Annotated in this window: 22 protein-coding genes; 9 read left to right on the top strand and 13 right to left on the bottom strand. The window is 56.5% G+C overall.

Translation table 11 applies throughout. From position 1 onward, the window contains the following. Positions 1-52: 52 nt before the first annotated feature. The 8 genes from PH7735_RS12665 to PH7735_RS12630 all read right to left on the bottom strand — a co-directional run bounded on the left by PH7735_RS12665 (position 53) and on the right by PH7735_RS12630 (position 7804). Positions 53-652, bottom strand: coding sequence for a superoxide dismutase (locus PH7735_RS12665; protein WP_058311866.1), 600 nt, complete (start codon positions 650-652; stop codon positions 53-55). A gap of 97 nt (positions 653-749) precedes the next feature. Further along, positions 750-1181 carry a hypothetical protein gene (locus tag PH7735_RS12660; protein ID WP_145865325.1) on the bottom strand — a complete coding sequence of 144 codons (432 nt, stop codon included), beginning with the start codon at positions 1179-1181 and terminating at the stop codon, positions 750-752. A gap of 117 nt (positions 1182-1298) precedes the next feature. Then, complete coding sequence (locus PH7735_RS12655; RefSeq protein ID WP_058311727.1) at positions 1299-1721, bottom strand: lysozyme inhibitor LprI family protein; 423 nt, start codon at positions 1719-1721, stop codon at positions 1299-1301. 208 nt (positions 1722-1929) lie between these two features. Then, on the bottom strand, positions 1930-2400 hold the full coding sequence (locus PH7735_RS12650) for a hypothetical protein (RefSeq protein ID WP_058311726.1): 471 nt from the start codon (positions 2398-2400) through the stop codon (positions 1930-1932). 176 nt (positions 2401-2576) lie between these two features. Beyond that, a complete protein-coding gene (locus PH7735_RS12645; protein ID WP_058311725.1) occupies positions 2577-3146 on the bottom strand; it encodes a sarcosine oxidase subunit gamma in 570 nt (189 codons plus the stop codon). Further along, positions 3139-6150 (bottom strand): sarcosine oxidase subunit alpha family protein, encoded by a 3012-nt coding sequence (locus tag PH7735_RS12640; RefSeq protein WP_058311724.1) that lies wholly within the window; start codon positions 6148-6150, stop codon positions 3139-3141. The genes PH7735_RS12645 and PH7735_RS12640 overlap by 8 nt, the downstream gene beginning before the upstream one ends. A 61-nt stretch (positions 6151-6211) precedes the next feature. Then, a complete protein-coding gene (locus PH7735_RS12635; RefSeq protein WP_058311723.1) occupies positions 6212-6541 on the bottom strand; it encodes a sarcosine oxidase subunit delta in 330 nt (109 codons plus the stop codon). Between the two features lie 15 nt (positions 6542-6556). Further along, positions 6557-7804, bottom strand: coding sequence for a sarcosine oxidase subunit beta family protein (locus PH7735_RS12630; protein ID WP_058311722.1), 1248 nt, complete (start codon positions 7802-7804; stop codon positions 6557-6559). 179 nt (positions 7805-7983) lie between these two features. On the opposite strand from PH7735_RS12630, the gene ccmI reads away from it, so the two are divergent. From ccmI to PH7735_RS12615, 3 genes are read left to right on the top strand one after another with little or no spacing between them, the layout of a single operon-like run. After that, on the top strand, positions 7984-9222 hold the full coding sequence (gene ccmI, locus PH7735_RS12625; protein WP_058311721.1) for a c-type cytochrome biogenesis protein CcmI: 1239 nt from the start codon (positions 7984-7986) through the stop codon (positions 9220-9222). Further along, positions 9219-9701 carry a Holliday junction resolvase RuvX gene (ruvX, locus tag PH7735_RS12620; RefSeq protein WP_058311720.1) on the top strand — a complete coding sequence of 161 codons (483 nt, stop codon included), beginning with the start codon at positions 9219-9221 and terminating at the stop codon, positions 9699-9701. Before ccmI ends, ruvX begins: the two co-directional genes overlap by 4 nt. Then, the gene (locus PH7735_RS12615) at positions 9701-9946 is read left to right on the top strand and encodes a DUF1289 domain-containing protein (RefSeq protein WP_058311719.1); all 246 of its coding nucleotides are present in this window, start codon (positions 9701-9703) and stop codon (positions 9944-9946) included. Before ruvX ends, PH7735_RS12615 begins: the two co-directional genes overlap by 1 nt. Positions 9947-9949: 3 nt before the next feature. Here the strand turns inward: PH7735_RS12615 and PH7735_RS12610 are convergent, their stop codons facing one another. The 5 genes from PH7735_RS12610 to PH7735_RS12590 all read right to left on the bottom strand — a co-directional run bounded on the left by PH7735_RS12610 (position 9950) and on the right by PH7735_RS12590 (position 14861). Then, a complete protein-coding gene (locus PH7735_RS12610; protein ID WP_058311718.1) occupies positions 9950-10732 on the bottom strand; it encodes a hypothetical protein in 783 nt (260 codons plus the stop codon). Further along, a complete protein-coding gene (locus PH7735_RS12605; RefSeq protein ID WP_058311717.1) occupies positions 10726-11550 on the bottom strand; it encodes a sulfite exporter TauE/SafE family protein in 825 nt (274 codons plus the stop codon). The genes PH7735_RS12610 and PH7735_RS12605 overlap by 7 nt, the downstream gene beginning before the upstream one ends. 1 nt (position 11551) lies before the next feature. Next, a complete protein-coding gene (dusA, locus tag PH7735_RS12600) occupies positions 11552-12562 on the bottom strand; it encodes a tRNA dihydrouridine(20/20a) synthase DusA (RefSeq protein WP_058311716.1) in 1011 nt (336 codons plus the stop codon). Positions 12563-12804: 242 nt separating this feature from the next. Beyond that, positions 12805-14079, bottom strand: coding sequence for an NAD(P)/FAD-dependent oxidoreductase (locus tag PH7735_RS12595; protein ID WP_058311715.1), 1275 nt, complete (start codon positions 14077-14079; stop codon positions 12805-12807). A 59-nt stretch (positions 14080-14138) separates the two neighbouring features. Further along, on the bottom strand, positions 14139-14861 hold the full coding sequence (locus PH7735_RS12590) for a hypothetical protein (protein ID WP_058311714.1): 723 nt from the start codon (positions 14859-14861) through the stop codon (positions 14139-14141). Positions 14862-14955: 94 nt separating this feature from the next. Between PH7735_RS12590 and PH7735_RS21030 the strand changes: the two genes are divergently transcribed. The 6 genes from PH7735_RS21030 (at position 14956) to PH7735_RS12560 (ending at position 24957) form a co-directional block, all read left to right on the top strand. Next, positions 14956-17781 (top strand): calcium-binding protein, encoded by a 2826-nt coding sequence (locus PH7735_RS21030; RefSeq protein ID WP_058311713.1) that lies wholly within the window; start codon positions 14956-14958, stop codon positions 17779-17781. Between the two features lie 444 nt (positions 17782-18225). Then, positions 18226-20190, top strand: a complete 1965-nt coding sequence (gene acs / locus PH7735_RS12580) for an acetate--CoA ligase (protein WP_058311712.1) — start codon at positions 18226-18228, stop codon at positions 20188-20190. A gap of 7 nt (positions 20191-20197) precedes the next feature. Next, positions 20198-20881 carry an adenylate kinase gene (locus PH7735_RS12575; RefSeq protein ID WP_370737386.1) on the top strand — a complete coding sequence of 228 codons (684 nt, stop codon included), beginning with the start codon at positions 20198-20200 and terminating at the stop codon, positions 20879-20881. Between the two features lie 78 nt (positions 20882-20959). Continuing rightward, entirely contained in the window at positions 20960-21217 is a 258-nt protein-coding gene (locus PH7735_RS12570) for a DUF4212 domain-containing protein (protein ID WP_058311711.1), read from the top strand. 17 nt (positions 21218-21234) lie between these two features. After that, positions 21235-23022: a sodium:solute symporter family protein gene (locus tag PH7735_RS12565; protein ID WP_058311710.1), complete on the top strand. Its 1788-nt coding sequence runs from the start codon at positions 21235-21237 to the stop codon at positions 23020-23022. A 108-nt stretch (positions 23023-23130) separates the two neighbouring features. Continuing rightward, the gene (locus tag PH7735_RS12560; protein WP_058311709.1) at positions 23131-24957 is read left to right on the top strand and encodes a DUF294 nucleotidyltransferase-like domain-containing protein; all 1827 of its coding nucleotides are present in this window, start codon (positions 23131-23133) and stop codon (positions 24955-24957) included. Positions 24958-24999: the final 42 nt, after the last annotated feature.

Raw genomic sequence — 24999 nt, 5'->3', positions numbered from 1 at the left:
AAACCCCACGCCAAAAGACGCGGGGTTCGTTTGTTTTCGAAGTGTTCCGAAATCACATGCGCGAAGCAACGTTTTCCCAGTTAACCAGCTTCTCGAGGAAGTTGGTGAGGTAAACCGGACGCTTGTTGCGGAAATCAATGTAGTAGGAGTGCTCCCAAACATCGCAACCCAGCAGCGCAGTCTGACCAAAGCAAAGCGGGTTCACGCCGTTTTCGGTCTTGGTCACAGCCAGCGAACCGTCAGCGTTTTTCACCAACCAGCACCAGCCCGAGCCGAACTGACCAGCGCCAGCAGCCGAGAATTGCGACTTGAACTCGTCAACCGAGCCAAAGTTCTCAACCAGAGCTTTTTCCAGCTCACCAGGCATGGCGTTGCCGTTTGGCCCCATCATTTCCCAGAACTGGTTGTGGTTCCACAGCTGCGAAATGTTGTTGAAGATGCCGTTCTGGGCAACCGCATTCGCGTCATATGTGCCAGTGATGATGTCTTCCAGCGACTTGCCTTCCCACTCGGTGCCCGCGATCGCCGCGTTGCCGTTGGTGACATAAGCGTTGTGGTGCAGGTCGTGGTGGAATTCCAGCGTCTCGGCGGACATGCCAAGGTCGGCCAGAGCGTCGTGTGCATATGGAAGATCGGGAAGTTCAAAAGCCATAACAGCGTCCTTTGTTGTTCGTGCGGTCAATTCTGAAAAGACAGATGCGGGGTTCTGGCCCCAGAGGTCAAGCCCCAAGGCGCCAAAACGTTGATGATTAGCGTAATTTGCAAGAGCCGCGCGCGCCAAAATTGCCTCCGGCGCGGTCGGCATTGTTATTGTCATGGAAAACCGGTGCGGTCGCATTGATCGACGCGGAACCCGTTTCTTTTTGGAAGGTGAGCGTATAGCTCATTTTGGGTGCGAAACTGTCGCGCAGTTGAACCTGTTTCAATTGCCACTTCGCGGTCAGACGTTTGTCATTGTTCGCGCTGATACGCGCGGGAATGGGTTCGGAATGCACCTGATTGATGAGTGAATCAAATATGGTGGCGCTTTCGAAATTCGTGTCAGATTTCAGAATAACCTGCCCGCGAATCCAGCCATCCAGCTTTTGATTGGGAAATGAGCAATTCAAGGTTTGCGCAGACGCCATTGTCGCTCCGGACAAAACAACTGCCGCTGAAACCATGGTTATCAATCGACCCATCGACCTTCCCTCTCACTTTTGCGACCCTCAAGGCCACCTACAGACAACTTGTGCTTGGTTCGGGATATTACAACAGATCAGGAAGAAAAAGAGTTCACTTTTCCGCAGGTTATCGCTCTATTTCTTTTTGATCACGCATTTACCCTGCTCAAACGGCCCGCCGTAGCTGCCAAAGTTGACGCGCACGAAAAACTTTCCCGTCTTTTTCTTAATGCGCGCCTTGAAGGTCGTGTCAAGATAGTGGTCCACCGAACCGGTCTGGGTATCGCGCACCGGGAAATCATCCAGCTGCCAACGAAGCTCGATCGTGTCGGCATCGTTCACAGAGGGGCGCACCATCACAGGAAGCTTGTTGTTGTGATGATAAACCCGTGCATCCAGAACCCCCACCAATTGCCCCTTGGGTTCGACAATAAAGTAATAGGTGTTCTTGCCCGCCCCATAGTCGGACTGGGTCACCGGACATTCATAGGCCTGCGCAAAAGCAGAGTGGCCTGCAAACAAAAATGGAAAAACCGAGAGGGCTAGGAATTTTTTCATTGTGCGTCCTGTTTCGGGTGACCTGCTGGTCTCCACCAAGGTTGTAAAGAGGGCTTACAGTAACCGGTTGAATACATTTACGATGGTTGATCCCGCATGACCACCACCGCTCTTGCCGCTCACCACATTCGTTTGCTTGTGGTTCCTTGCGCCCTTGGTACTGCTGCGCATGCACAGCTTTTCTTGAGAACAAGCCAAGCCGGCAGGGTCATTTTTGCTTGATGCGCGCGGCTTCTTTAAAGACCTGCTCGACAGACTTGGTGTTTTTCAAAGTGGCACAGGTTCCTTTGCCGGAGAACGCCTGCGGCATGCCGCCCGGTTTGGCCGCGATCCAGATTTTGCGCGTCTCTTTGTTATAGTTCGCGGTATACCCAAATCGCGCAACGGGTTTACCCCAGCTGTCGCGCGCGCCATTTATCTTCCAATGCATTTGAAGCTTCTTGCCTCTGTCTTTAACAGAAACAACCGCGGGTTCTTTCTCAAAATACATAATGACCGAGTCAGCAACCAGTGTCGTTTGACCATCATCAAGAAAGGCAAACACCACAACCTGTGGAATCCACGTGCCCTCTTTCCCATCGACGATATCGCACTGCCAAAGTTCGTCTTTGGCCAAAAGCGGGCTGGCGACCCCCAAAACTGAAACCAATGCGGCAAGACCAACCAAGGGCAATTTCATCGAGCAATCTCCGAATTTCGATAGGAATAGTAAACGTGCGAAACACAATCTCACTAAGTCACTGAAATACGAAGCTCAACCTAAAAGTGTCTTCCGTAACGACACCTTTTCCAACAAAATGAAAAAGGGTCCCCAACGCGTGGGAACCCTTTGGTACTCTGACTTTAGCAGTGGCTTCAGGAAAAGAACCCGACCTCGCCGCCCTTGTCCGACGACACGCGCAATACATCGAAAACGTATTGAGCCACGGAACGGAAGCAAACGACTTCAAAGCTGTTATCGTCATTCATCCAGAAGGCCGCTGCCACCTGTGCAATCCGCGACCGGCGGAAATCACCGGCACCAAAAGCCTCCGAAGACAGGTCAACAGGTGACACCTTGGCCAGAACTTCGCGCGTGTTGTCACCCGAGATGCGGAACACGGCGCGCGCGTCCGACACATTGGCCACAAGTGCATGCACACCGGACAACCCGTCGTTCAGCGCAGCCATGGTGTCGGCCACATCGTCATAAGCCACAATCACCAACAGCTCGTCCGGCGACATCCATGCCACACGGCCCTTGTCGCCGGCCGCGATCTTGCGGATGGCCGGCACAGACGCGCCGGTCGCCGCTTTGACCGCTGCCGCCATTTCAGAAGAGCCCAGATCGCCACGCACGGTGATCATTCCGTTCAGGCCCGTTTCTTCAATCTTGGCAAATCCGGCGTGAGAAACGCCCGCCAATGCACTCACAACATTAGACATTCTGCTTTTCTCCTTCTTTGTCATAAAAGACAGGATCAACGATCTTTGCCTTGATCATCGTGCCACTGACCGTATTGCATTCGATCACGTCACCCATCCGGTCAAGGCCGTTGTGAACCAATGCCATCGCGATGCCGCGATCCAGAGTTGGCGAATAATAGGTCGATGTCACGCGCCCCTGAACGTTGCGTTGTCCATTGGCGTTGTTGCCATCTGCCGGAATGTAGGACCCGTCGGGAATAACCGATCCGTCCAGCGTTTCCAGACCCACCAGTTTCCAGCGGTCCGCACTTGCCATGTGGTCCCGCAGCTGTGCGCGCTTGCCAAGAAAGTCTTCCTTCTTCTTGGAGATCGCCCAGTTGAGGTTAAGATCCTGAGGAATGACAGTGCCGTCGGTTTCGTCGCCAATCATGATAAAGCCCTTCTCGGCCCGCATGACGTGCAATCCTTCGGTCCCGTAAGGCATGATGCCAAACTCGGCACCTGCCTCAAGCAGCGCGTCCCAGAAGGCACGGCCCTGTGATGCAGGCACGGCAATCTCGTAAGACAGCTCGCCCGAGAACGAAATACGGTAAGCACGGGCGTCAAAGTCGCCGATCTTACCGTCTTTCCACTCCATAAAGGCGAGTGCCTCTTTCGAGACATCCATGTCACCGCCAAGCTTTTCAATGACTTTACGGGCGTTCGGACCAACAACCGCGATCTGGGCATATTGCTCGGTCACGTTGGCGGTATAGACCTTCCAGTCCCACCATTCGCATTGCAGCCAGTCTTCCATCCAGCCGTGAATACGCTCTGCCCCGCCGGTGGTGGTGTGGCACAGGAACGTATCCTCGTCGATGCGGGCAACAACCCCGTCATCCATCAGGAAGCCGTTTTCGTTACACATCAGACCATAGCGGCATTTGCCGGGTTTCAGGGTCGACATCATGTTGGTGTACATCATGTCCATGAACTTGCCCGCATCCGGTCCTTTGACGATGATCTTGCCAAGGGTCGAGGCATCCAGAAGACCGACAGAGGTCCGGGTCTGGTTGATCTCGCGCTTGACCGCATCCGCGTGGCTTTCGCCGTTTTGCGGATAGCAATACGGACGACGCCATTGACCCACAGGTTCGTCAAAGGCGTTGTTGTCCGCGTGCCAGCCCGAAATGGGCGTGCGGCGCAGGGGTTGGAACACCTCGTCGCGTGCCTCGCCCGCGATCGCACCAAAGCTGATCGGGGTATAGGGCGGACGAAATGTGGTGGTGCCCACCGCTGGGATCGGAGCGTTCAGCTGACCGGCCAATGTGGCCAGACCGTTGATGTTGGACAGTTTGCCCTGATCGGTTGCCATGCCCAGCGTGGTGTAACGCTTGGTGTGTTCGACACTTTCATAGCCTTCCTGCGCGGCAAGACGGACATCCGATACCTTGACGTCGTTCTGGTAATCCAGCCAGGTTTTGATGCGCAGCTTGGGACCCGCCCCTTGCGGCATCAGCCAGACAGGTTCCATCGCGGCTTCGGGTTTCTCTTCGGCCACGGGAGCGGTGACATCGCTTGTCATGCCGATGGCCTTAACCGCGGCAAGTCCCGCCGCATGGGCATCTGCCAGAACGGCAGGCAGATCAAGAGGGCCATTTGCGATTCCGGCCGGAATAACAAAGCCTTCTCCATCCGCGCCTTTGGGCGGACGGGTTGCATCCGGGCGGAAATGCGCCTGGGCATCGTCCCAGATCAATTTGCCGCCACAGTGCGACCACAGGTGCACAACAGGCGACCATCCACCTGACATTGCCACGGCATCACATTTGATCTCTTCCAGAACCGAGCCTTCACCGGCCTGCGCACAGATCGCAACGCCGGTCACGCGTTTGCCGCCTTTGACTTTGGCGATGCCCTTGCCGTTTTCGACACGGATGCCCAGAGCCTTGGCTTCCTCTGCCAGCGCGCCGCCACCCGATGCACGGGCATCCAGAACGACGGGCACTTCAAGACCAGCCTTTTTCAGGGCAATCGCAGTGCGGTAGGCATCGTCGTTGTTTGTCACAACCACGGTGCGATCCCCGATCGAAACGCCATAGTCCACGACATAGTCGCGCACGGCCGAGGCCAGCATCACGCCAGGAATGTCATTGCCCGCAAAGGACAATGGGCGTTCGATGGCACCGGTTGCGGTTACGATCTGCTTGGTGCGGATGCGCCAGAGGCGATGGCGTGGACCGTTTTCAAGCGGTGTGTGATCCGTCACACGTTCATAGCCAAGAACGTAGCCGTGGTCATAGACCCCTGCCCCCATCATGCGGTTGCGCATGGTGACGTTGGGCATTTGCTTCAGGTCGTTGATCAAGGTTGTGATGTAGTCTTCGACAGGCATGCCGTCGACGTCGCCGCCATCCACAGGGGCCCGTCCACCCCAGTGCGGGGTCTGCTCCATCAGGATGACTTTGGCGCCGGATGCGCCGGCGGCCTTGGCCGCTTGCAGGCCCGCAACGCCGCCGCCAATGATGACAACGTCTACGTAAGCATAGAAATGCTCGTAAGTGTCGACGTCACGGTCTTTGGGCGCTTTGCCCAGACCGGCGGATTGGCGCACGATGGGTTCGAACACATGTTTCCATGCAAACGCCGGGAACATGAAGGTCTTGTAGTAGAAACCCGCCGGGAAGAAGCGCGTCATGTGGTTGTTGATTGCGCCGATGTCGAACTCGAGGCTCGGCCAGTGGTTTTGCGACGCACAGGACAAGCCGTTGAACAGCTCTGTCGTAGTGGCGCGCTGGTTCGGTTCAAACTTGCCGCCCTCGCCCATATTGAACAAGGCATTGGGTTCTTCGGCGCCGCTGGCCACGATGCCGCGGGGACGGTGGTATTTGAAAGACCGGCCAATCATCATCTGGTCATTGGCCAGAAGGGCCGAGGCAAGTGTATCGCCTTCGAAGCCGGTCAGTTGCTTGCCGTTGAAGCTGAAGTGGACTTGTTTGCCCTTGTTCAGCAGACGGCCGCCTGATGCGAGACGGGTGCTCATGCGAGAGGCCTCCTCTGGGTGGCGGGTGTCGGGATTTGAGTATTTACGGAACACTGAAAGGTCATTGGAATTCTCTCCAGGACCAGCCGGGATATGTGGCGGAAATTTTGTCTTTGATGTCTTGCGGCGGTTCCAGAGTTTGGGCCGGATAGGTGCCGAAGACCTGCAACGTCATGGTGCAACGGGCAGCGTGGAAAAATTTGCCGCAGCCGCTTTGATGGCGCCAGCGTTCGAAATGCACGCCCTTGGGGTTCTCGCGCATGAAGAGATAGCTTTCAAAGTCGTCATCCGACGAGCCGGGACCAAAACGTTTCAGGTGCGCTTCGCCTTCGGCGTGCAGTTCGGTTTCTTCTGCGTCTACACCGCAGTAGGGGCATTTTAGAGTTAGCATGTGAGATAACCCTCCTTAGTGTGCTACGCCAGCCGCGACGCTTTCGTCAATGAAGCGGCCTTCGATGAAACGTTCCATGCCAAATTCGGCGCTGAGCGGTCCGGGTTCGCCCTTGGCGATCAGCTCGGCCGTGGCCCAGCCGCCGCCGGGAATGGCCTTGAAGCCGCCGGTGCCCCAACCTGCGTTGATGAAACAATTGCCGAGAGGCGTTTTGCCAATCACGGGGCTACGGTCGCCGGTCACGTCCACGATACCGCCCCACTGGCGCAGCATTTTCAGGCGTGACACCATCGGGAAGGTCTCCACAAGAGCGCGCACGGTTTCCTCGACATGGTGGAACGAACCGCGCTGGGTGTAGTTGTTGAACCCGTCGGTGCCGCCGCCGATGACCATTTCGCCTTTGTCCGACTGGGACATATAGCCGTGCACGGTGTTGGCCATTACGACCACGTCCATGCAGGGTTTGATCGGCTCGGACACCAGCGCCTGAAGGGCAACCGACTCCATCGGCAGACGGAAGCCTGCCATGTTCGCCAGATCGCCCGAGTTACCGGCCACAACGAGGCCCAGCTTGTCGCAATCGATCGGGCCTTTGGTTGTGTCAACGCCGGTGACCTTGCCGCCTTCCTGACGCACGCCCGTGACTTCGCATTTCTGGATGATATCCATGCCCATGTCGGAACAGGCCCGCGCATAGCCCCATGCCACCGCATCGTGACGGCCCGTGCCGCCGCGTTCCTGCCAGAGACCACCCAGCACGGGATAGCGTGGTCCATCGAGATTGATGATCGGCACCAGCTCCTTGACCCGCTGCGGGCCGATGAATTCGGTTTTGACACCTTGCAGGGCATTGGCATGCGCCGTGCGCTGATATCCGCGGATTTCACTTTCGGTCTGGGCGAGCATGATCACGCCACGAGGGCTGAACATCACGTTATAGTTCAGATCCTGAGACATGGTCTCATAAAGCGAGCGCGCTTTTTCATAGAGTGCTGCCGAAGGGTCCTGAAGATAATTCGACCGGATAATCGTGGTGTTACGGCCAGTGTTGCCGCCACCAAGCCACCCTTTTTCGATGATCGCGACATTGGTGATGCCGTAATTCTTGCCAAGATAAAATGCAGTGGCAAGACCATGCCCCCCTGCACCGACGATAATCACGTCGTATTTTTTCTTTGGTTCGGGCGAGCGCCACGCGCGCTCCCATCCGGTGTGAAACCGGGCGGCCTCGCGGGCGATAGCAAAAGCTGAATAACGTCTCATGTGTCTGATTCCGAGTTCGGGCAGGTATGACAAGAGTAATGCAGAATCAGGACGAATTTCACCTCATTCAAACCGGCGGTTTGCTGGCTGGTTGCGACATACGTGCTGTCGTAAACGATTTACCCTTTTTCCCGAGGCCGTGGCGCATTAGATGAAGGGAACCTGAAGCTGGAGGCAAAATGATATTCTGGATCGTGGCAATCGCCGGAGCTTTGATGATTGCGGGCCTTTTTGCCGTCGCTCTGTTTAAGGGGCGCACCGGTGAGGAATCTCCCGCTGCATATGATTTGCGTGTGTATCAGGACCAGCTGAAAGAGGTTGAAAAGGATCTCTCTCGTGGTGTGATCAACGCAGAAGATGCCGAACGGATCCGCACCGAAATCTCGCGGCGCATTCTGGCGGCCGATGCACAGCTTCAAGAAGGCGGAGACACCGGAGGCCAGCCCGTGATGGCAGGCCGGGTTGTTGCGGTTTTGATGGGGGTTGTTCTCGTCGGGGGAACCGCAGCCCTTTATGCTCAGCTCGGGGCACCGGGGTATGATGACATGCCCCTGCAACAGCGCATCGATGATGCAACTGAAAGACACGCGACCCGCCTGTCGCAAGCCGAATACGAAGACAAGCTACCGGTTCGCCCCGCAAGTGAACCTGACGGAGAATATGGTGCGTTGATCGAAAAGCTGCGCCAGACCGTCAAGGACCGGCCTGATGACCTGCAAGGCCAGACCTTGCTGGCCAGAAACGAAGCCAATCTTGGCAACGTAAAGCGGGCCTATGTGGCACAGAGCAATGTTGTGCGCCTCAAGGCGGGCCAGGCAACGCTGGACGATCACATGTTCCTTGCCGAACTCTATATTGCAGCGGCCGAAGGCTATGTCTCTCCCGAGGCCGAAACCGCGTTGCGTGCGGCTTTGCGGATTGAGCCGTCGGATAAGCTTGGCCGCTATTACTGGGGTTTGATGCTGATCCAGAACGGCCGCCCCGATCTGGCTTTCCGTCTTTGGAGCAATCTTCTGAATGAAAGCGCACCCAATGATCCATGGGTGGCCCCGATCCGGTCCCGCATTCAGGAACTGGCGTGGCTGTCTGGTGTTGAATACGAATTGCCACCGCAGGCGCCTGTTACAGGTCAGGGTCTGAGCGGTCCAAGTGCAGAAGATATGCAGGCGGCTCAGGAGATGAGCACAGAAGACCAGCAAGAGATGATCCGTGGCATGGTCACGCGCCTGTCTGATCGTTTGGCCACCGAAGGCGGAAGCCCGCAGGAATGGGCCCGTTTGATCGGCGCCTTGGGTGTCCTTGGAGATCTTGATCAGGCACAGGCCATCTGGGAAGAAGCCCAGAGCCGATTTGCCGGCAATCCGGAAGCACTGGCCATTGTGACAAGCGGCGCTCAACAGGCCGGTCTTTCGCAATGATCCACATTTATGACAGCATTGATGACCTCGGGGATGCGCTTCCCCGGATGCAGGCCATTATGGGGCTGGATCTTGGCACCAAAACCATCGGGGTTGCGGTTTCAGACAGCTTCCAATCCGTGGCCACACCGCTCGAGACCGTCAAACGCAAGAAATTTGGTGTGGATGCGGCCCGTCTGTTGGAAATCATTGATCATCGCAGCATCGGTGTCATTGTTCTTGGCCTGCCGCGCAACATGGACGGCTCTGAAGGGCCGCGATGCCAGTCGACACGCGCCTTTGCGCGCAATCTTGCTCAGCTGACCGCGATTCCGATCACCTTCTGGGATGAACGCCTGTCGACAGTTGCCGCCGAACGCGCGCTTTTAGAGGCGGATACGACACGCAAACGTCGCGCAGAGGTTATCGACCATGTTGCGGCATCGTATATCCTTCAAGGTGTGCTGGATCGTTTGCAGCACCTGAGGAGCGCGACCTGATGGCTGACAAAACAGAAAAAGACAAAGTTTGGAAACGCAACGAGATCGAAAGCCCCTGCATTCAGATCTGCGTTATCCATCCAGAAGAGCGGATTTGCACAGGGTGCCTGCGCAGTATCGATGAAATCACCAGCTGGTCAAAAATGTCCCCAGAGGCACGCACCGCAGTTATGGATGACCTGCCCGCCCGCGCGCCCCTTCTGCGAAAACGCCGTGGTGGCCGGGCGGCCCGCACGGCGCGCTAGGGTCTAGTCCTGCGCCAGCCAGTCGGCAACGCCGCCTGTGCATTCGGGACGGAAATAGGCAATCATACGCTCCGACCCGGGCACGCCATCAGGCCAAGGATCAACGCCATGCAACAGATGGCGGTGCAAAACCGTGATCTCGCCCGGCTTTGCCTGCACCGTGATGCGTGGGCAGTCGTTGAACACCCGTTTGCGCGCCTCGGCATAGACTTCGGTCACGTCAACTTTGGAAACGTCTTCCGGATCGACCTGACACAGCAAATTCCGAAGCGCCTGCCCCATGATCACATGGCTGCCCTCCCAGATCACCAAGGGCGCCGCTTGCGGATGGCTTTCGGTCAACGGCACCCCCAGAATAAAGGCATGCGGTTCGTCAATATGGCGGGTGCGCGGTGGTCCAGCGGGTTTCAACCCGTCAACATGCGCAGCCGCCCGATTCAACCGATAGCCAAAAGCAGCCTCGCTTTCGCCGCGGCGCGGACGGGGATAGCCCGGTCGTGTGACAGAGACTTGGGCTTTGTGAAGTGGCGGCCATTCGCGAAACAGCGCACGCACAATATCAATCGAGGCGCCTTCAAGTGCAGGGCCTTCTCCGACGGCCCCGCGCGCATCATTGGGCAGCGCATCAACCCCGACAAACCAAGTATCCTCGCAGTCCCACCAATGGGCCAGCTTCGGGTCGCTCATTGACGCTCGGGCTGCGGGCAAAACACTTGTGACCCAAGACAGGATATCCGCATCAAACGGCAGTTTGAGCCATCCGGTTTCAGAAAACCCGCTTACCATCCCAAGGCTTTGCGCAGCATGTTCACCGCAACCAGTGTCAAGAACACCGCAAAGACCCTTTTGAGGGGTTTGGGGTCCATCGCATGGGCAAGTTTCACGCCCAGTGGCGCAGTGGTCAAAGTCATCGCAATCACCAGAAGGAACGCAGGCACGTTGACAGCCCCCACCGTAAAGGGCGGACGCGTTGCCGGATCAATTTCGACCAGCAAAAAGCCCGCAACGGAAGGCACCGCGATAATCACGCCAAAGCCCGCCGCCGTGGCAACTGCGCGGTGAATGGGCGTGTTGTAAAGGCTCATCAGGGGCACGCCGAAGCTTCCTCCGCCAATCCCCATGAGCACGGAAAGAAACCCGACTACCGGGCTGAGGACCGCTCGCAGGATGCCCTTGGGCATGGCTTGGCCAAGTCTCCATTCAGAGCGGCCGAACCCCATATAAAGGCCGATCACAATCGCGAGGCAGCCGAAAATCCCCTGAAGCGTGGTCGAACGCAGAGAAGACGCCACCATCATGCCAAGAATGGCACCAATGGCGATTCCGGGCGCCCAAGTCTTGAGAATGTCCCAATCGACCGCGCCCTTTTTGTTGTGGCTCAGGACAGACCGGATCGAGGTAACAATGATCGTGGCCAACGAAGTGGCCAAACAGACCTGCATCAACTGCGGCCCCTCATACCCCAACGATGCAAACGCATAGAAAAACGCAGGAACAAGAACAATCCCGCCGCCAACGCCCAGCAAACCTGCCAGCACGCCGGCAAATCCTCCGATCGCCATCAACATCAAGGCCATCGGCCAAATCGCTGAAAATTCTGGCATTTTACTCTCCTGCCGCCTGTTGGTTGTCTGTCACATGCGACAAAGCTTCGAGCACCAGCGCGGTGCCTGCCTCCGGACGATGGGCCCCTTCCGACAGAACGCGGCGCCACATACGTGCGCCCGGTTTGCCCGCAAACAATCCCAACATATGACGGGTCACCTGCGCCAGTTTTCCACCTTCATCCAGATGGGACTGGATATAGGGCAACATACGGTGCACGACCACATCTCCGCTGATTGAATGGTCATCTTTATAGATCAGACGATCCGCGTCGCCCAAAACGTCCAGAGGATTATGATAGGCCGCGCGCCCAATCATCACACCATCGAGACCCCGGGCAAGGTGATCCTGCGCCTCTTGCAGTGTCTGGATGCCGCCGTTAATCGACAGATGCAGATGTGGAAACCGTTCCTTCATCCGATAGACCAGATCATAATCCAGTGGCGGGATATCGCGATTTTCCTTCGGGCTCAGCCCCTGAAGCCACGCCTTGCGCGCATGGACCGAAAACCGCGTCACGCCTACGGCGCTCACCCGTTCGAGGAAATCGGGCAATACCGTTTCGGGATCCTGATCATCGACGCCAATCCGGCATTTGACCGTGACCTCGACAGGGCTGGCTTCCATCATCTTGGCACAACACTGCGCCACCAGATCAGGCTGCTTCATCAAAACGGCCCCAAACGTGCCCGATTGCACCCGATCCGAAGGACAGCCCACATTCAGGTTGATCTCGTCATAGCATGCCTCTGCTCCGATACTGGAGGCTTCAGCCAACTCGACAGGGTCCGATCCACCCAACTGCAAGGCCACGGGATGTTCGGACGGATGGTACTTGAGCAAATGCAACGCCCCCCCGCGCACCAGCGCCGGAGATGTGACCATTTCGGTATAAAGTAACGTGTTGCGCGACATCAGCCGGTGCAAGTACCGGCAATGACGGTCCGTCCAGTCCATCATGGGCGCGACGCTCAGTTTTGCGTGCCAATCGAGTTTGTTTTCATGCGTCATTCGAGACCAATACTGCAATCATTCGACGGTGTCACCCAGATGAAACCGGATACGCTGATCCCCCTTTGGGCCAGCGTTTTTGTTGGCCATCCACCGCACATCGCAAAGGGCATTCTGCGCAGCAAAGAGCTGGATATCAGGCCCTTGTTTCAAGACCCTAAAAGGTCACTGAACGTTTATGGATCAGGCGATGGCAACCAAGGGCATTAGTCACATATCATTCTCATCACAAGCCTCTGAAATCAAACCAATTCCGACACTTTATCCTGAGCCCTCATGCGCCAATAAATCAACTGAGTAGCAACTTTGCCCAATGCGCCACCGCCCCAGCGTGCTTTGAACGGCTCGAACAACCTGATGCGATCCGTTTCTTTTGAGATCGCTTCCGCGATGATCTGCCCGCCAATTGCGGTTGTGTTTAACCCGTGCCCGCCAAAACCTGTATTGGCCCAAAGCCCATCGCCCAGATCACAGATCAACGGCATTTTGTGAACGCAATATCCCATGAGCCCCATCCAAGTATAGTCAATCGGAACGTTGTTCAGGTCGGGGAACACATGCGCAATATCATTGCGTAGACTGGCGCTGAGGTTCGCGGGATGTGAGCGCCTTGTCGTGATCCGCCCGCCCCAAAGCAACCGGTCATCAGGCCCCCGCCGGTAATAATCCCCTGCCCGCCGCGTGTCTGACAAACAGCCCGCAAAGGACAAGAAAGACGTCAATGTGTCCGGCATGCTTTGGGTGGCGCACATATATGTGGCCACCGGAAGAACAGCCCGCTTTACGGCCCCGCCGCCCCCCGTTTGGTATCCGGACCCGCAAAAGACAACGTGGCGCGCGGCGATCTCTGCCGCACCGGCACGCACCCGCAAGCCGCCGCCCTGTTTGCTAACATCCGATATTTCCGTGTTTTCCAACACAACAACACCGGCCTGTCTGGCTTGCGTCGCAAGCACTTCGACATAGGCCAACGGATTGATATGAATGCCTTCCTGACTTAGAAAGCCGCCGTGGTAAAGGTCGGATCTGACATGGTCTTGCAATGCTGACTGATCCAAGTAGGTGACCGGGTCGCCTAGTGCGACCTCGGCTTCGAGGTCTGCATCGATGTCTTTGCGCGACATCTTGTGGCGCACCAACGTGAGCGCCCCCTTGCCCCAGACCAGGTCTTTTGTGCCCGCCTGTGCAATGCGTCCTTCCACCCATGCGCATCCTTCGCGCGATAGATCATGAAGGGCTTTTCCGTGCTCCTGTCCCAACTGTTTGACAAGCGTCGAGGTGCTCTCGGCAAAGCCAGGCAGGACAAACCCGCCATTGCGCCCTGAAGCGCCCCATCCGACGCGATGACTGTCACAAAGCACCACAGACAAGCCGCGTTCGATCGCTGCCACAGCCGTGCTCAGCCCCGCAAGGCCACCACCAAGAACAACGACATCAACGGATTTGGGAACAGGGTCGGCGTATAACGCCCTTTCCGGCAAAAGAGAGGCATAAAAGCTGTCAGTATGCGCAACCACGGCGGTTTCTCCTGCAAAAAAGCGGCATCTGGCGGAACCCTAGCCAGACTTTGCAGCGATCAGAAGCGCATATTGATTTCAAAGGCGGCCGTTGGCCCGAAATCGGCATAGTTGCGTATTTCCAGAACAGCGCCCACATCGAGGCCGAAGCGGTCCGGCAAGCGAACGCCAAAGCGCATCACGGCAAACGGAATGGTATCACGATTGCTTTCGCGTATCCGCAGGATCGGAGAATCGACGCTGGTCTTTGTATGGGCGTGAAACACCCCTGCCCCCGCCGACAATTTGAGGGGAACGGACCCAAACAGCGTCGCCTGATACGACAGTGCCGCGTCAAGTTCCGCGCTGACTGTGCGAAACCGGATATCAATGCCCTGAATGTGCACGCCTGCCCCATTCGGCAGTTCATAGTTTGATTGGCCATAAGCCAACAAACCGGACCCTTCAAAAGAAAGAGGACCAGACAAGGCGGCAGCGGCCGTAACCCGCCCTCCGAACCGGCGCGATCGCGATTGGGTATAGGTCACCCGGGTAGATCCGGACGAAGACGACGATGCACTGCGCGAACGTGTCAGGAAATCGCTGGGAATTTGCGAAGCCACAGAAGATCCGCCCACGCCAACAAAGGAATTGATCGCGTGTTCCAGCGCCGCAGGTACATGGGCCTGTTCGTCCGAGCGCAGGAACACATCATAGGTCCATACCACGTCGGCTTTTGACGCCGATGTGTTCCCGAATACGACCAGCAAAAGAACCAAAACAGGCGTGCAAAACGATGGCATGCCTATGCTTTCCACGAACGAATTCGATTTACAATCGTTAACCTTTTGTCTCTTATTAATGCAATTAGACAAAAATAAAGGCTGCGGGACAAACATGATTACGCTCAATCTAAATTCGGATTTTTCATATATTCTTGAGTTTCTAGCAGGTAGCTATACCGGTGAACTCGCCTTGCAGAGCGTGACGTTCGATCATGAATCTGCCGTCAATCACATGGATAATGTCAGTCCAGATTTTCAACTGGTCTCACTTGCCTCGAATGAAATCATAATTGCTGACGCTGCCACAGGTCACCGTATGACGATGACCGGCACGGGGATCGATCCCGTCAGCAGCATTGAGGACCTTGCCAATGCCATTGAAGGCGGGCTTGCCTCGGGGGCCTTTTCGCAGATCATTCTCGAAGGTCCGGCATATGCCGGCGGTCCGAACATTACGTTCGCGACGCTGACGGCGGGCACCGACGGGTATACCATCGCTTCCGGAAACCAGTCGCTGACCTTCTTTGGTGATCTGCCCACCACAATGAGCGATTTTTCCGATATCCTGAGCATCGACGCGCGCCTTGGCACTCTTGATACTCTCTCGAATGCAGAACGTGCGCAGTTGATCACTGACCTGTCGTCCTTTGCGGGTACCGGTTTTGAGTTCGCGGATGATGGCGACGTCCTGTTGTCGTCACATATTACGGACACGTCGATCACGTTAAACGTCGAGGGTTACATCCTGACGATCAACGGAACATTCCCGACCGATTACGGAGAAGTTCTCGAGGCGGTTCTGGACATCGAAGATGCAACCGACATCAACGGATACTTTACGTCGCTCGCGAATGTACCGGGATTGGCGTTGAACGGTATGTCGTTCACAGACCCCGACGGCACGGTTTTGATGTCTTTGACGGGCAACATTGAAGACGAGAGTTCTTTTGATAATGCCACGGTCACGGTTGATGGCGTTGAAGTCAGCCACATCGAGATCGGCAACGATGACGAATATCCCTTCCAGAACTGGATTGGCGCATTCGGAGATGAGCTTTATGCGGCGCCGGGCCAAGACACCCACCTCTTTGGATTGGGCGGGAACGATATTCTGAACGGAGATTCCGGCAATGACTATCTCTTTGGCGGATCGGGAAATGACAATCTCAATGGCGGTGACGGCGACGATTACTTGAATCCGGGCCGAAATATTCCAGAAGGCTGGGATTCCCTTAACACTGGTGCTGGTAACGACACCGTCGACCTTGCTGATATCTATCGCAGTGGCATTGGCCTGAGCCACTATAACCTGAACAGCGGCATTACCGCCGACATTAACAGTGCCGCAAACACAGGAACCATCGACAAGGGTCCGAATGGCACAACCACAATTCTTGATGTTGGAAATGCCGTAGACTGGTGGGGGCTCAGCATTGGCGGCACCCAGTATGACGATGTAGTCAACTTCACATTGCGCGCAGACAGCAACGATTGGGTCTCGTTCGACAGCTCTGGTGGAAACAACACCATTAACGTGCTCGGTGGCGACGGGATTGTGCGCCTTGGGTATTATGGCAACGAAGCGATCAATGCCAACCTGACCACGGGCAGCATCCAGCACGGATCAACCGGAACCGATACGATTACGGGCGTGGGTCTGGGTGTGACCATCGAAGTTTCAGGCACAATCCTAACGGACACCATTATCGGCAGCGCCTATGACGACCGCTTTATCCTTCAAGCCGGCAGCGACACCGTGGACGGGCGTGATGGCAATGACCTTATCCGATATGACCGATCAGGTGTCACCGCTGTTAACGTCAATCTGGAAACGGGAACAGCCACGGGCAACTGGAACGGCACCTTCTTTTCCCACACCCTGTTCAATATCGAAAGCGCGCGCGGATCGCGCAACGATGGCGACACTCTTATCGGCAACGGTTTGGGCAACAGACTTGATGGTCGCGGCGGCAACGACGTTCTCACAGGGGCCGGCGGCGACGACACCCTGATCGGTGGCGACGGGTATGACACTGCGATGTTCTCTGTGAACAGCGATAGCATCAGCGTCAACGTGGTGGATGACGGTGTCGAAGTGACCTCGACAGAGGGCGTGGACTTCATCGATAGCACCGTTGAGGTGCTCCACTTCAATGACGGTATCTTTGCCTTTAGCGAAATCGAAGCCTTGGGCGGATCTGAACAAACCGGAACGGCTGGCGCAGACACGCTTGCCGGCGGGTCTGGCGATGACACGCTGAACGGTGGTGACGGCAACGACGTCCTGCGCGGCGCTGGCGGGAATGACCTTATTCAGGGCGGCGACGGTGTTGATACCCTTGTTGGCGGTGACGGCGACGACACGCTTTTGGGCGGCACCAGCGAAGACGATCTGCGCGACGTGATCTACGCGGGCGCGGGCAATGACCGGATCGACGGTGGCTATGGTAATGACGAGCTGCGCGGTGATGCGGGCAATGACACGATTGCAGGCGGCTTTGGCGCGGATACCGTGATCGGCGGCACGGGCAACGATACCCTCACCGGTTCGGCCTTTGCGGATCAGATCTTTGGCGGCGATGGCGATGATTTTGTGAACGGCGGCTTTGGGCATGACCTGTTGAACGGTGGCGCGGGTGCAGACCGGTTCTATCACATCGGGATTTTTGATCACGGCTCGGACTGGATACAGGACTATGACGCCGCCGAAGGAGATATCCTTCATTTCGGCAACGGCAGCGCAACGGTTGGCCAGTTCCAGGTCAACACCACACACACCGCAACAGCCGCCGGTGAACGCTCTGGCGATGATAACGTCGAAGAAGCGTTCGTGATCTATCGTCCTACGGGCCAGATCATGTGGGCGCTGGTGGACGGCGGCGGACAGTCGTCGATCAACCTGCAGATCGGCGGCGATGTGTTTGATCTGCTCGCCTGAGACACACAAATCTCCATGACCCTTTCAAAGGCCTCCGAATGTCGGGGGCCTTTGTCGTTACATATTAAGATTCGTTCATCTGTCTTTACGTCACCGGATGGCAAAGTTTTTCAGTTGCAGAATTTCGAAGCAACGATTTGTCACACCTCCGTAATTCTGGGTATCCGCCCGAGTCTTTACACCACACACCGGCAAATTCCCGCCTATGGCCATCGAGTTTGACTCTCAATCAATTGCTTTTCTTAGGATTTTTACAAGTTTCTGCATTTTCTTTACAATCCTACGCAGGTGTATGGAAAGGTCTTTACAAAAATTTCCTTACCTTTCGGCAGCTTATTTCAAAATTTTCAGTCTCAACTATGATCTCAACAACGATGGATATTTCATTGTTCCGTCACCTTAATGTGGCCGACCATTTTGTAATTTTCAGAGGGAGGAGCCTCAATGTCGTCTGAAACAACATCAAACCCCACGTATGCCCCTAGTGCCGAGATGGTGTCGCGCGCGCATATTAGTGCTGCGAAATATGATGAGATGTATGCTGCGTCGATCGCGGATCCGGATGGGTTCTGGGGCGAGCACGGCAAGCGCATTGACTGGATCAAGCCGTTTACCAAGGTCAAGAGCACGTCTTTCGAGCCGGGCAAGGTTGACATCAAATGGTTTGAAGATGGCACGCTGAACGTTGCGGCCAACTGTATTGACCGTCACCTCGAGACCCGCGGTGACCAGACCGCGATCATCTGGGAGCCAGACAGCCCCGAAGACAAAGCCCTGCACATCACCTATAAAGATCTGCACCGCTCGGTCTGCAAGATGGCCAACATTCTCGAAGATCTCGGTGTGCGCAAAGGTGACCGCGTTGTCATCTACCTGCCGATGATCCCCGAAGCCGCCTATGCCATGCTGGCCTGTGCCCGCATCGGTGCGATCCACTCGATCGTGTTTGCCGGCTTCTCGCCTGACGCGCTGGCGGCCCGTATCAACGGATGTGACGCCAAGGTTGTCATCACGGCCGACTATGCGCCCCGTGGCGGCCGCAACACCCCGCTGAAATCCAACGCCGATGCCGCGCTGCTGCACACCAAAGACAGTGTCAAATGTCTGGTGGTCAAGCGCACCGGTGGCCAGACCACATGGGTTCAGGACCGCGATTACGATTACAACGAACTGGCGATGGAAGCGGATGATTATTCCAAGCCGGCGGAAATGAACGCCGAAGATCCGCTGTTCATTCTGTACACCTCCGGTTCGACCGGTCAGCCCAAAGGCGTTGTGCATTGCTCGGGCGGGTATCTGGTCTATGCCGCGATGACGCAGGAATACACCTTTGATTACCACGAAGGCGACATCTACTGGTGTACCGCTGACGTGGGCTGGGTCACCGGTCACAGCTATATCGTCTATGGCCCGCTGGCCAATGGCGCCACCACGCTGATGTTCGAAGGCACGCCGACCTATCCGGATGCCTCGCGGTTCTGGCAGGTGTGCGAAAAGCACAAGGTGAACCAGTTCTACACCGCCCCCACCGCGCTGCGCGCGCTGATGGGTCAGGGCAACGAGTATGTCGAGAAATGTGATCTCTCCGATCTGCGCGTGCTGGGCACCGTGGGCGAGCCGATCAACCCCGAAGCCTGGAACTGGTACAATGATGTTGTGGGTGGCGGACGCTGCCCGATCGTTGACACCTGGTGGCAGACCGAGACCGGTGGTCACATGATGACCCCCCTGCCCGGCGCCCACGCGACCAAGCCCGGCTCGGCCATGAAGCCCTTCTTTGGCGTCAAGGCCGTTGTTCTGGACCCGCATTCCGGCGAAGAAATCGACACCTATCCCACCGAAGGCGTTCTGTGTATCGCAGACAGCTGGCCCAGCCAGATGCGCACCGTCTGGGGCGATCACGGGCGGTTCGAGAAAACCTACTTCTCGGATTACAAAGGCTACTACTTTGCCGGTGACGGCTGCCGTCGCGACGAAGATGGCGACTTCTGGATCACGGGCCGCGTCGATGACGTGATCAACGTCTCCGGTCACCGTATGGGCACAGCCGAGGTCGAAAGCGCACTGGTGGCCCATGCTGCCGTCGCCGAAGCCGCCGTGGTTGGCTATCCCCACGACATCAAGGGCCAGGGCATCTACTGCTATGTCACCCTGATGAACGGCGTCGAGCCCACAGACGAGCTCTACAAGGAACTGCGCACATGGGTTCGCACCGAAATCGGTCCGATCGCATCGCCTGACCTGATCCAGTGGGCCCCCGGCCTGCCGAAAACACGCTCGGGCAAAATCATGCGCCGCATCCTGCGCAAAATCGCAGAAAACGACTTCGGCGCCCTCGGTGACACATCAACACTCGCAGAACCCGCAGTCGTCGATGACCTCATCGAAAACAGAATGAACAAAGGGTAACGGACTGATGCTGGATACTGCAAAAGCCACCGCCCCTGTTCTCATCCTTCTCGGCCCCCCCGGGGCCGGGAAAGGAACCCAAGCCCGCATGCTGGAAGACAAATTTGGCCTCGTCCAACTGTCGACCGGAGACTTGCTGCGTGCAGCTGTTGCTGCAGGCACCGAGGCTGGTCTTGCGGCCAAAGCCGTGATGGAAGCCGGAGATCTGGTCAGCGACGAGATCGTCATCAACATCCTGCGCGACCGTCTGAAAGACGACGATTGCGCCAAGGGGGTTATCCTTGACGGCTTCCCGCGCACCACGGTTCAGGCAGAAGCGCTGGATGTTCTGCTTGCCGAAAGCAGCCAGAAGATCAACGCCGCCATCAGCCTTGATGTGGAAGATGCCGCCATGGTGACCCGTATTTCCGGTCGCTACACATGTGGCGGTTGTGGCGAAGGGTATCACGACGAATTCAAGCAGCCTGCCGTTGCTGGCACCTGCGACAAATGCGGAGGCACGGAGATGAAACGCCGCGCCGACGATAACGCCGAAACCGTGGCAAGTAGACTTGAGGCTTACCACGCGCAGACGGCACCGCTTATTGCCTATTACGACGGCAAGAGCAGCCTCGAACGCATTGACGCCATGGGCGACATCAATGCGATCGCGGGAAATCTGAGCGCGATTGTCGAAAAGGCGACCGCGTAAAGGGAAGGTGTAAAGGGATTCCGGTTCAGGCCGGGCCGATCCCTTTGCGGAGGAAACGGAACAGAGGGAGGAGCCATCATGGCCGACAACTCATCCAATAACGCATATTGGGCAGCCAACATGCGTATCATCAAAATCAGCCTCGTTATTTGGGCGCTGGTTTCTTTCGGGTTCGGCATTCTGCTGCGTCCAATGCTGAGCGGCATTGCCGTCGGCGGATCCGATCTGGGCTTCTGGTTTGCCCAGCAAGGTTCCATCCTGGTCTTCTTGGCGCTGATCTTTTTCTACGCTTGGCGGATGAACAAACTCGACGCTGAACACGGCGTAGAAGAATAAAAGGGATTTAGGGACAGATGGATCAGTTTGTACTCAACTGGATCTTTATCGGTGCGAGCTTTGCGCTCTACATCGGTATTGCAATATGGGCCCGCGCGGGCTCGACTTCGGAATTCTATGCTGCTGGCCAGGGTGTTCACCCTGTCGTCAACGGTATGGCAACCGGTGCTGACTGGATGTCAGCAGCGTCGTTCATCTCGATGGCCGGCCTGATCGCTTTCACCGGCTATGATAACTCGACCTTCCTGATGGGTTGGACCGGCGGCTATGTTCTGCTCGCCCTGATGCTTGCGCCTTACCTGCGTAAGTTCGGCAAGTTCACCGTTTCGGAATTCATCGGCGACCGTTTCTACTCGCCCACCGCACGTTTGGTGGCCGTTATTTGTCTGATCGTGGCTTCGACCACATACGTGATCGGCCAGATGACAGGTGTTGGCGTTGCGTTTGGCCGCTTTCTGGAAGTTGACAACACAACCGGTCTGCTGATCGGTGCATGTGTGGTTTTCGCCTACGCTGTTTTCGGCGGCATGAAGGGTGTGACATACACTCAGGTTGCTCAGTACTGCGTTTTGATCATTGCCTACACCATTCCGGCAATCTTCATCTCGCTGCAGCTGACTGGCAACCCGATCCCGGCTCTGGGCCTGTTCGGCGAGCACGCAGCTTCGGGTGAAGCGCTCCTGTCGAAACTGGACATGATCGTAACCGAACTGGGCTTCAAAGAGTACACCGCACACCACAGCGATACTCTTAACATGGTTCTGTTCACCTTGTCGCTCATGATCGGTACTGCGGGTTTGCCCCACGTCATCATGCGCTTCTTCACAGTACCTACCGTTGCTGACGCACGCTGGTCGGCAGGTTGGACGCTGGTGTTCATCGCTCTGCTGTATCTGACTGCTCCTGCTGTTGGTGCCATGGCGCGTCTGAACATCTCGGAACTGATGTGGCCAAATGGCACGTCGGGCGACCCTGTTTCGGTCCAGATGATGGAAGCCGAAGACAAGTATGACTGGATGGCCACATGGCAGAAAACCGGTCTCTTGAACTGGGAAGACAAGAACGGCGACGGTAAAATTGCGTACTTCAACGACAAGAACGCTGACAAAGTTGCCGAAATGGAAGCCGCTGGCTGGGGTAGCGAAAACGAACTGACCAAGTTCAACCGCGACATCCTGGTTCTGGCTAACCCTGAAATCGCAAACCTGCCTAGCTGGGTGATCGCTCTGGTCGCTGCTGGTGGTCTGGCTGCTGCTCTGTCGACTGCTGCTGGTCTGCTTCTGGCGATCTCGTCGGCGGTATCGCACGACCTTATCAAAGGCGCCTTGGTCCCGACCATCTCGGAAAAAGGCGAACTGATGTCGGCACGTGTCTCGATGGCTGTTGCGATCGCGGTTGCGACCTACCTTGGTCTGAACCCTCCGGGCTTCGCTGCTCAAACCGTTGCTCTGGCATTCGGTCTGGCTGCTGCGTCGATCTTCCCGGCTCTAATGATGGGTATCTTCACCAAGGTGAACAACAAAGGTGCGGTTGCTGGTATGCTGGCAGGTCTGATCGTGACTCTGGTCTACATCTTCCTGCACAAAGGCTGGCTCTTCATCCCGGGTACCAACTCGTTCACGGATGCTGATCCTCTGCTGGGCACCATCAAGTCGACTTCGTTCGGTGCAGTTGGCGCGATGATCAACTTTGCGGTTGCCTTTATTGTGTCGAAATCTACCGATCCGATCCCACAAGAGATCGACGATCTGGTTGAAAACGTCCGCATCCCGAAAGGTGCTGGCGCGGCTGTCGAAGGTCACTAAAAATATGACGGGCGGGCCCTCCCCCGCGACGGCCCGTCCTATTTAATTCTGGTCCTGTCCGGTGCATATCGGACAGGACTTTTTCTTTTCCTTTCAAGGTTGATTCCAATGCCCCTGAGCCAAGAGCAAATCATCCGTTTTTTGAAATCCGTCCATCCCTATGATGCCTTGAAACCCGAGGTGATCGCCGAGATCGCGCCGCTGTTCGAAGCATGGGAAGTCGAGAAGGATTTTTCGGTTTATGATGTTGGTGAAAAGCTTCCGGGACTGTTTCTGATCTATGAAGGTAAGATCGAAGTGCGTGACGAGAACGATGTTGTTGTCTCGCATTTGAGCCTACGTAATTCTTTTGGTGAACGCGGATTGTTGCGGGACGGTATCGCCGTGACCAGCGCACGCGCGGGCGAGCATTCTGTACTGTTGGTGCTGCCCCCTATCCCCTTTTACAAGATGATCGAAGACCACGAGGCCGCCCGCAAATTCTTTGATCGCACACGGATCGAGAAACCCCGTGAAAGCAATCTTGCCACCAGCCGCGTTGAAACCCTGATGGCGCACAACCCGATGACCTGCGCCGCCGATGCCACCGTGCAGGACGCCGCGCGTATCATGCGCGAAAAAGGGATTTCATCGCTCTGCATCACGGATGGCGACAGCCTGTCCGGCATTCTGACCACGCGCGATTTGTCGGGCAAGGTTCTGGCCGAGGCCTTGCCGGTGACGACCTCAGTAGATGACGTCATGACACGCAACCCGATCACGCTTGCCCCGTCGGCAATCGGGTCCGATGTGTTGCACGCGATGATGGAGCGCAAAGTCGGGCATATCCCGATTGTCGAGTCCGGCAAGCTTGTCGGGATCGTGACCCAGACCGATCTGACCCGTTTTCAGGCTGTCAGTTCGGCCGAGTTGGTCAGTGAGATCGCCCATGCCCGTACCGCCGAGGAAATGGCAGAAGTCACGGCCCGCATTCCGCAGTTGCTTGTGCAGCTTGTGGCCGGCGGAAACCGCCACGAGGTGGTCACCCGTTTGATTACCGACATCGCCGACACAGCAACTCGTCGCTTGCTGACCCTCGCCGAAGAAAAACTCGGCCCTGCCCCTGTGCCCTATCTCTGGCTGGCCTGTGGATCGCAAGGACGTCAGGAACAAACCGGCGTCAGCGATCAGGACAACTGTCTTATCCTTGATGATGCCGTAACCGACGAACAGCAGACCGGCTATTTCGCGGACCTTGCCAAATTTGTCAGTGATGGTCTGGATGTCTGCGGATATTTCTATTGCCCCGGAGACATGATGGCAACCGCGACGCGCTGGTGCCAGCCAGTCAAAGTCTGGAAAGAGTATTTTAGCGGCTGGATTCGCAAACCCGTCCCAGAAGCGCAAATGCTGGCCAGTGTGATGTTCGACCTGCGCCCGATTGGTGGACACTCCGATTTGTTCGCTGACCTTCAGGAAACAACATTAAAGGCAGCCAGTGAAAACTCGATCTTTGTGGCCCACATGGTGTCCAATTCGCTCAAACATCAGCCGCCACTTGGCTTGCTGCGCGGATTTGCGACCATCCGGTCCGGCGAGCACAAGAACCAGCTCGATATGAAGCATAACGGTGTTGTGCCCATCGTCGACCTTGGCCGCATCTACGCCTTGCAAGGCCGTCTGACCGCGATCAACACGCGCGCCCGTCTGGAAGAGGCGCTGCACAGCGGCATCATCAGCAAAGCAGGTGCGGCCGATTTGCTGGACGCCTATGACCTGATCGCCGAAACCCGCCTGTTGCATCAGGCTGCACAGGTCAAAGCGGGCAACAAGCCCGACAACTATTTGCTACCCGCCGAATTGTCCGATTTCGAACGCAGCCATCTGCGCGATGCCTTTGTAGTCGTGAAATCCCTACAGTCTGCAATCGGCCACGGACGCGGTATGCTGAGCTAAGGCTCAAAATGAATTGGCCCCCTGTCGGAAAGAGGACTGGCA

The sequence above is a fragment of the Shimia thalassica genome (assembly GCF_001458215.1).
In the GTDB taxonomy this organism is placed as follows: domain Bacteria; phylum Pseudomonadota; class Alphaproteobacteria; order Rhodobacterales; family Rhodobacteraceae; genus Shimia; species Shimia thalassica.
This window is presented reverse-complemented; position numbering and strand designations above follow the sequence as displayed.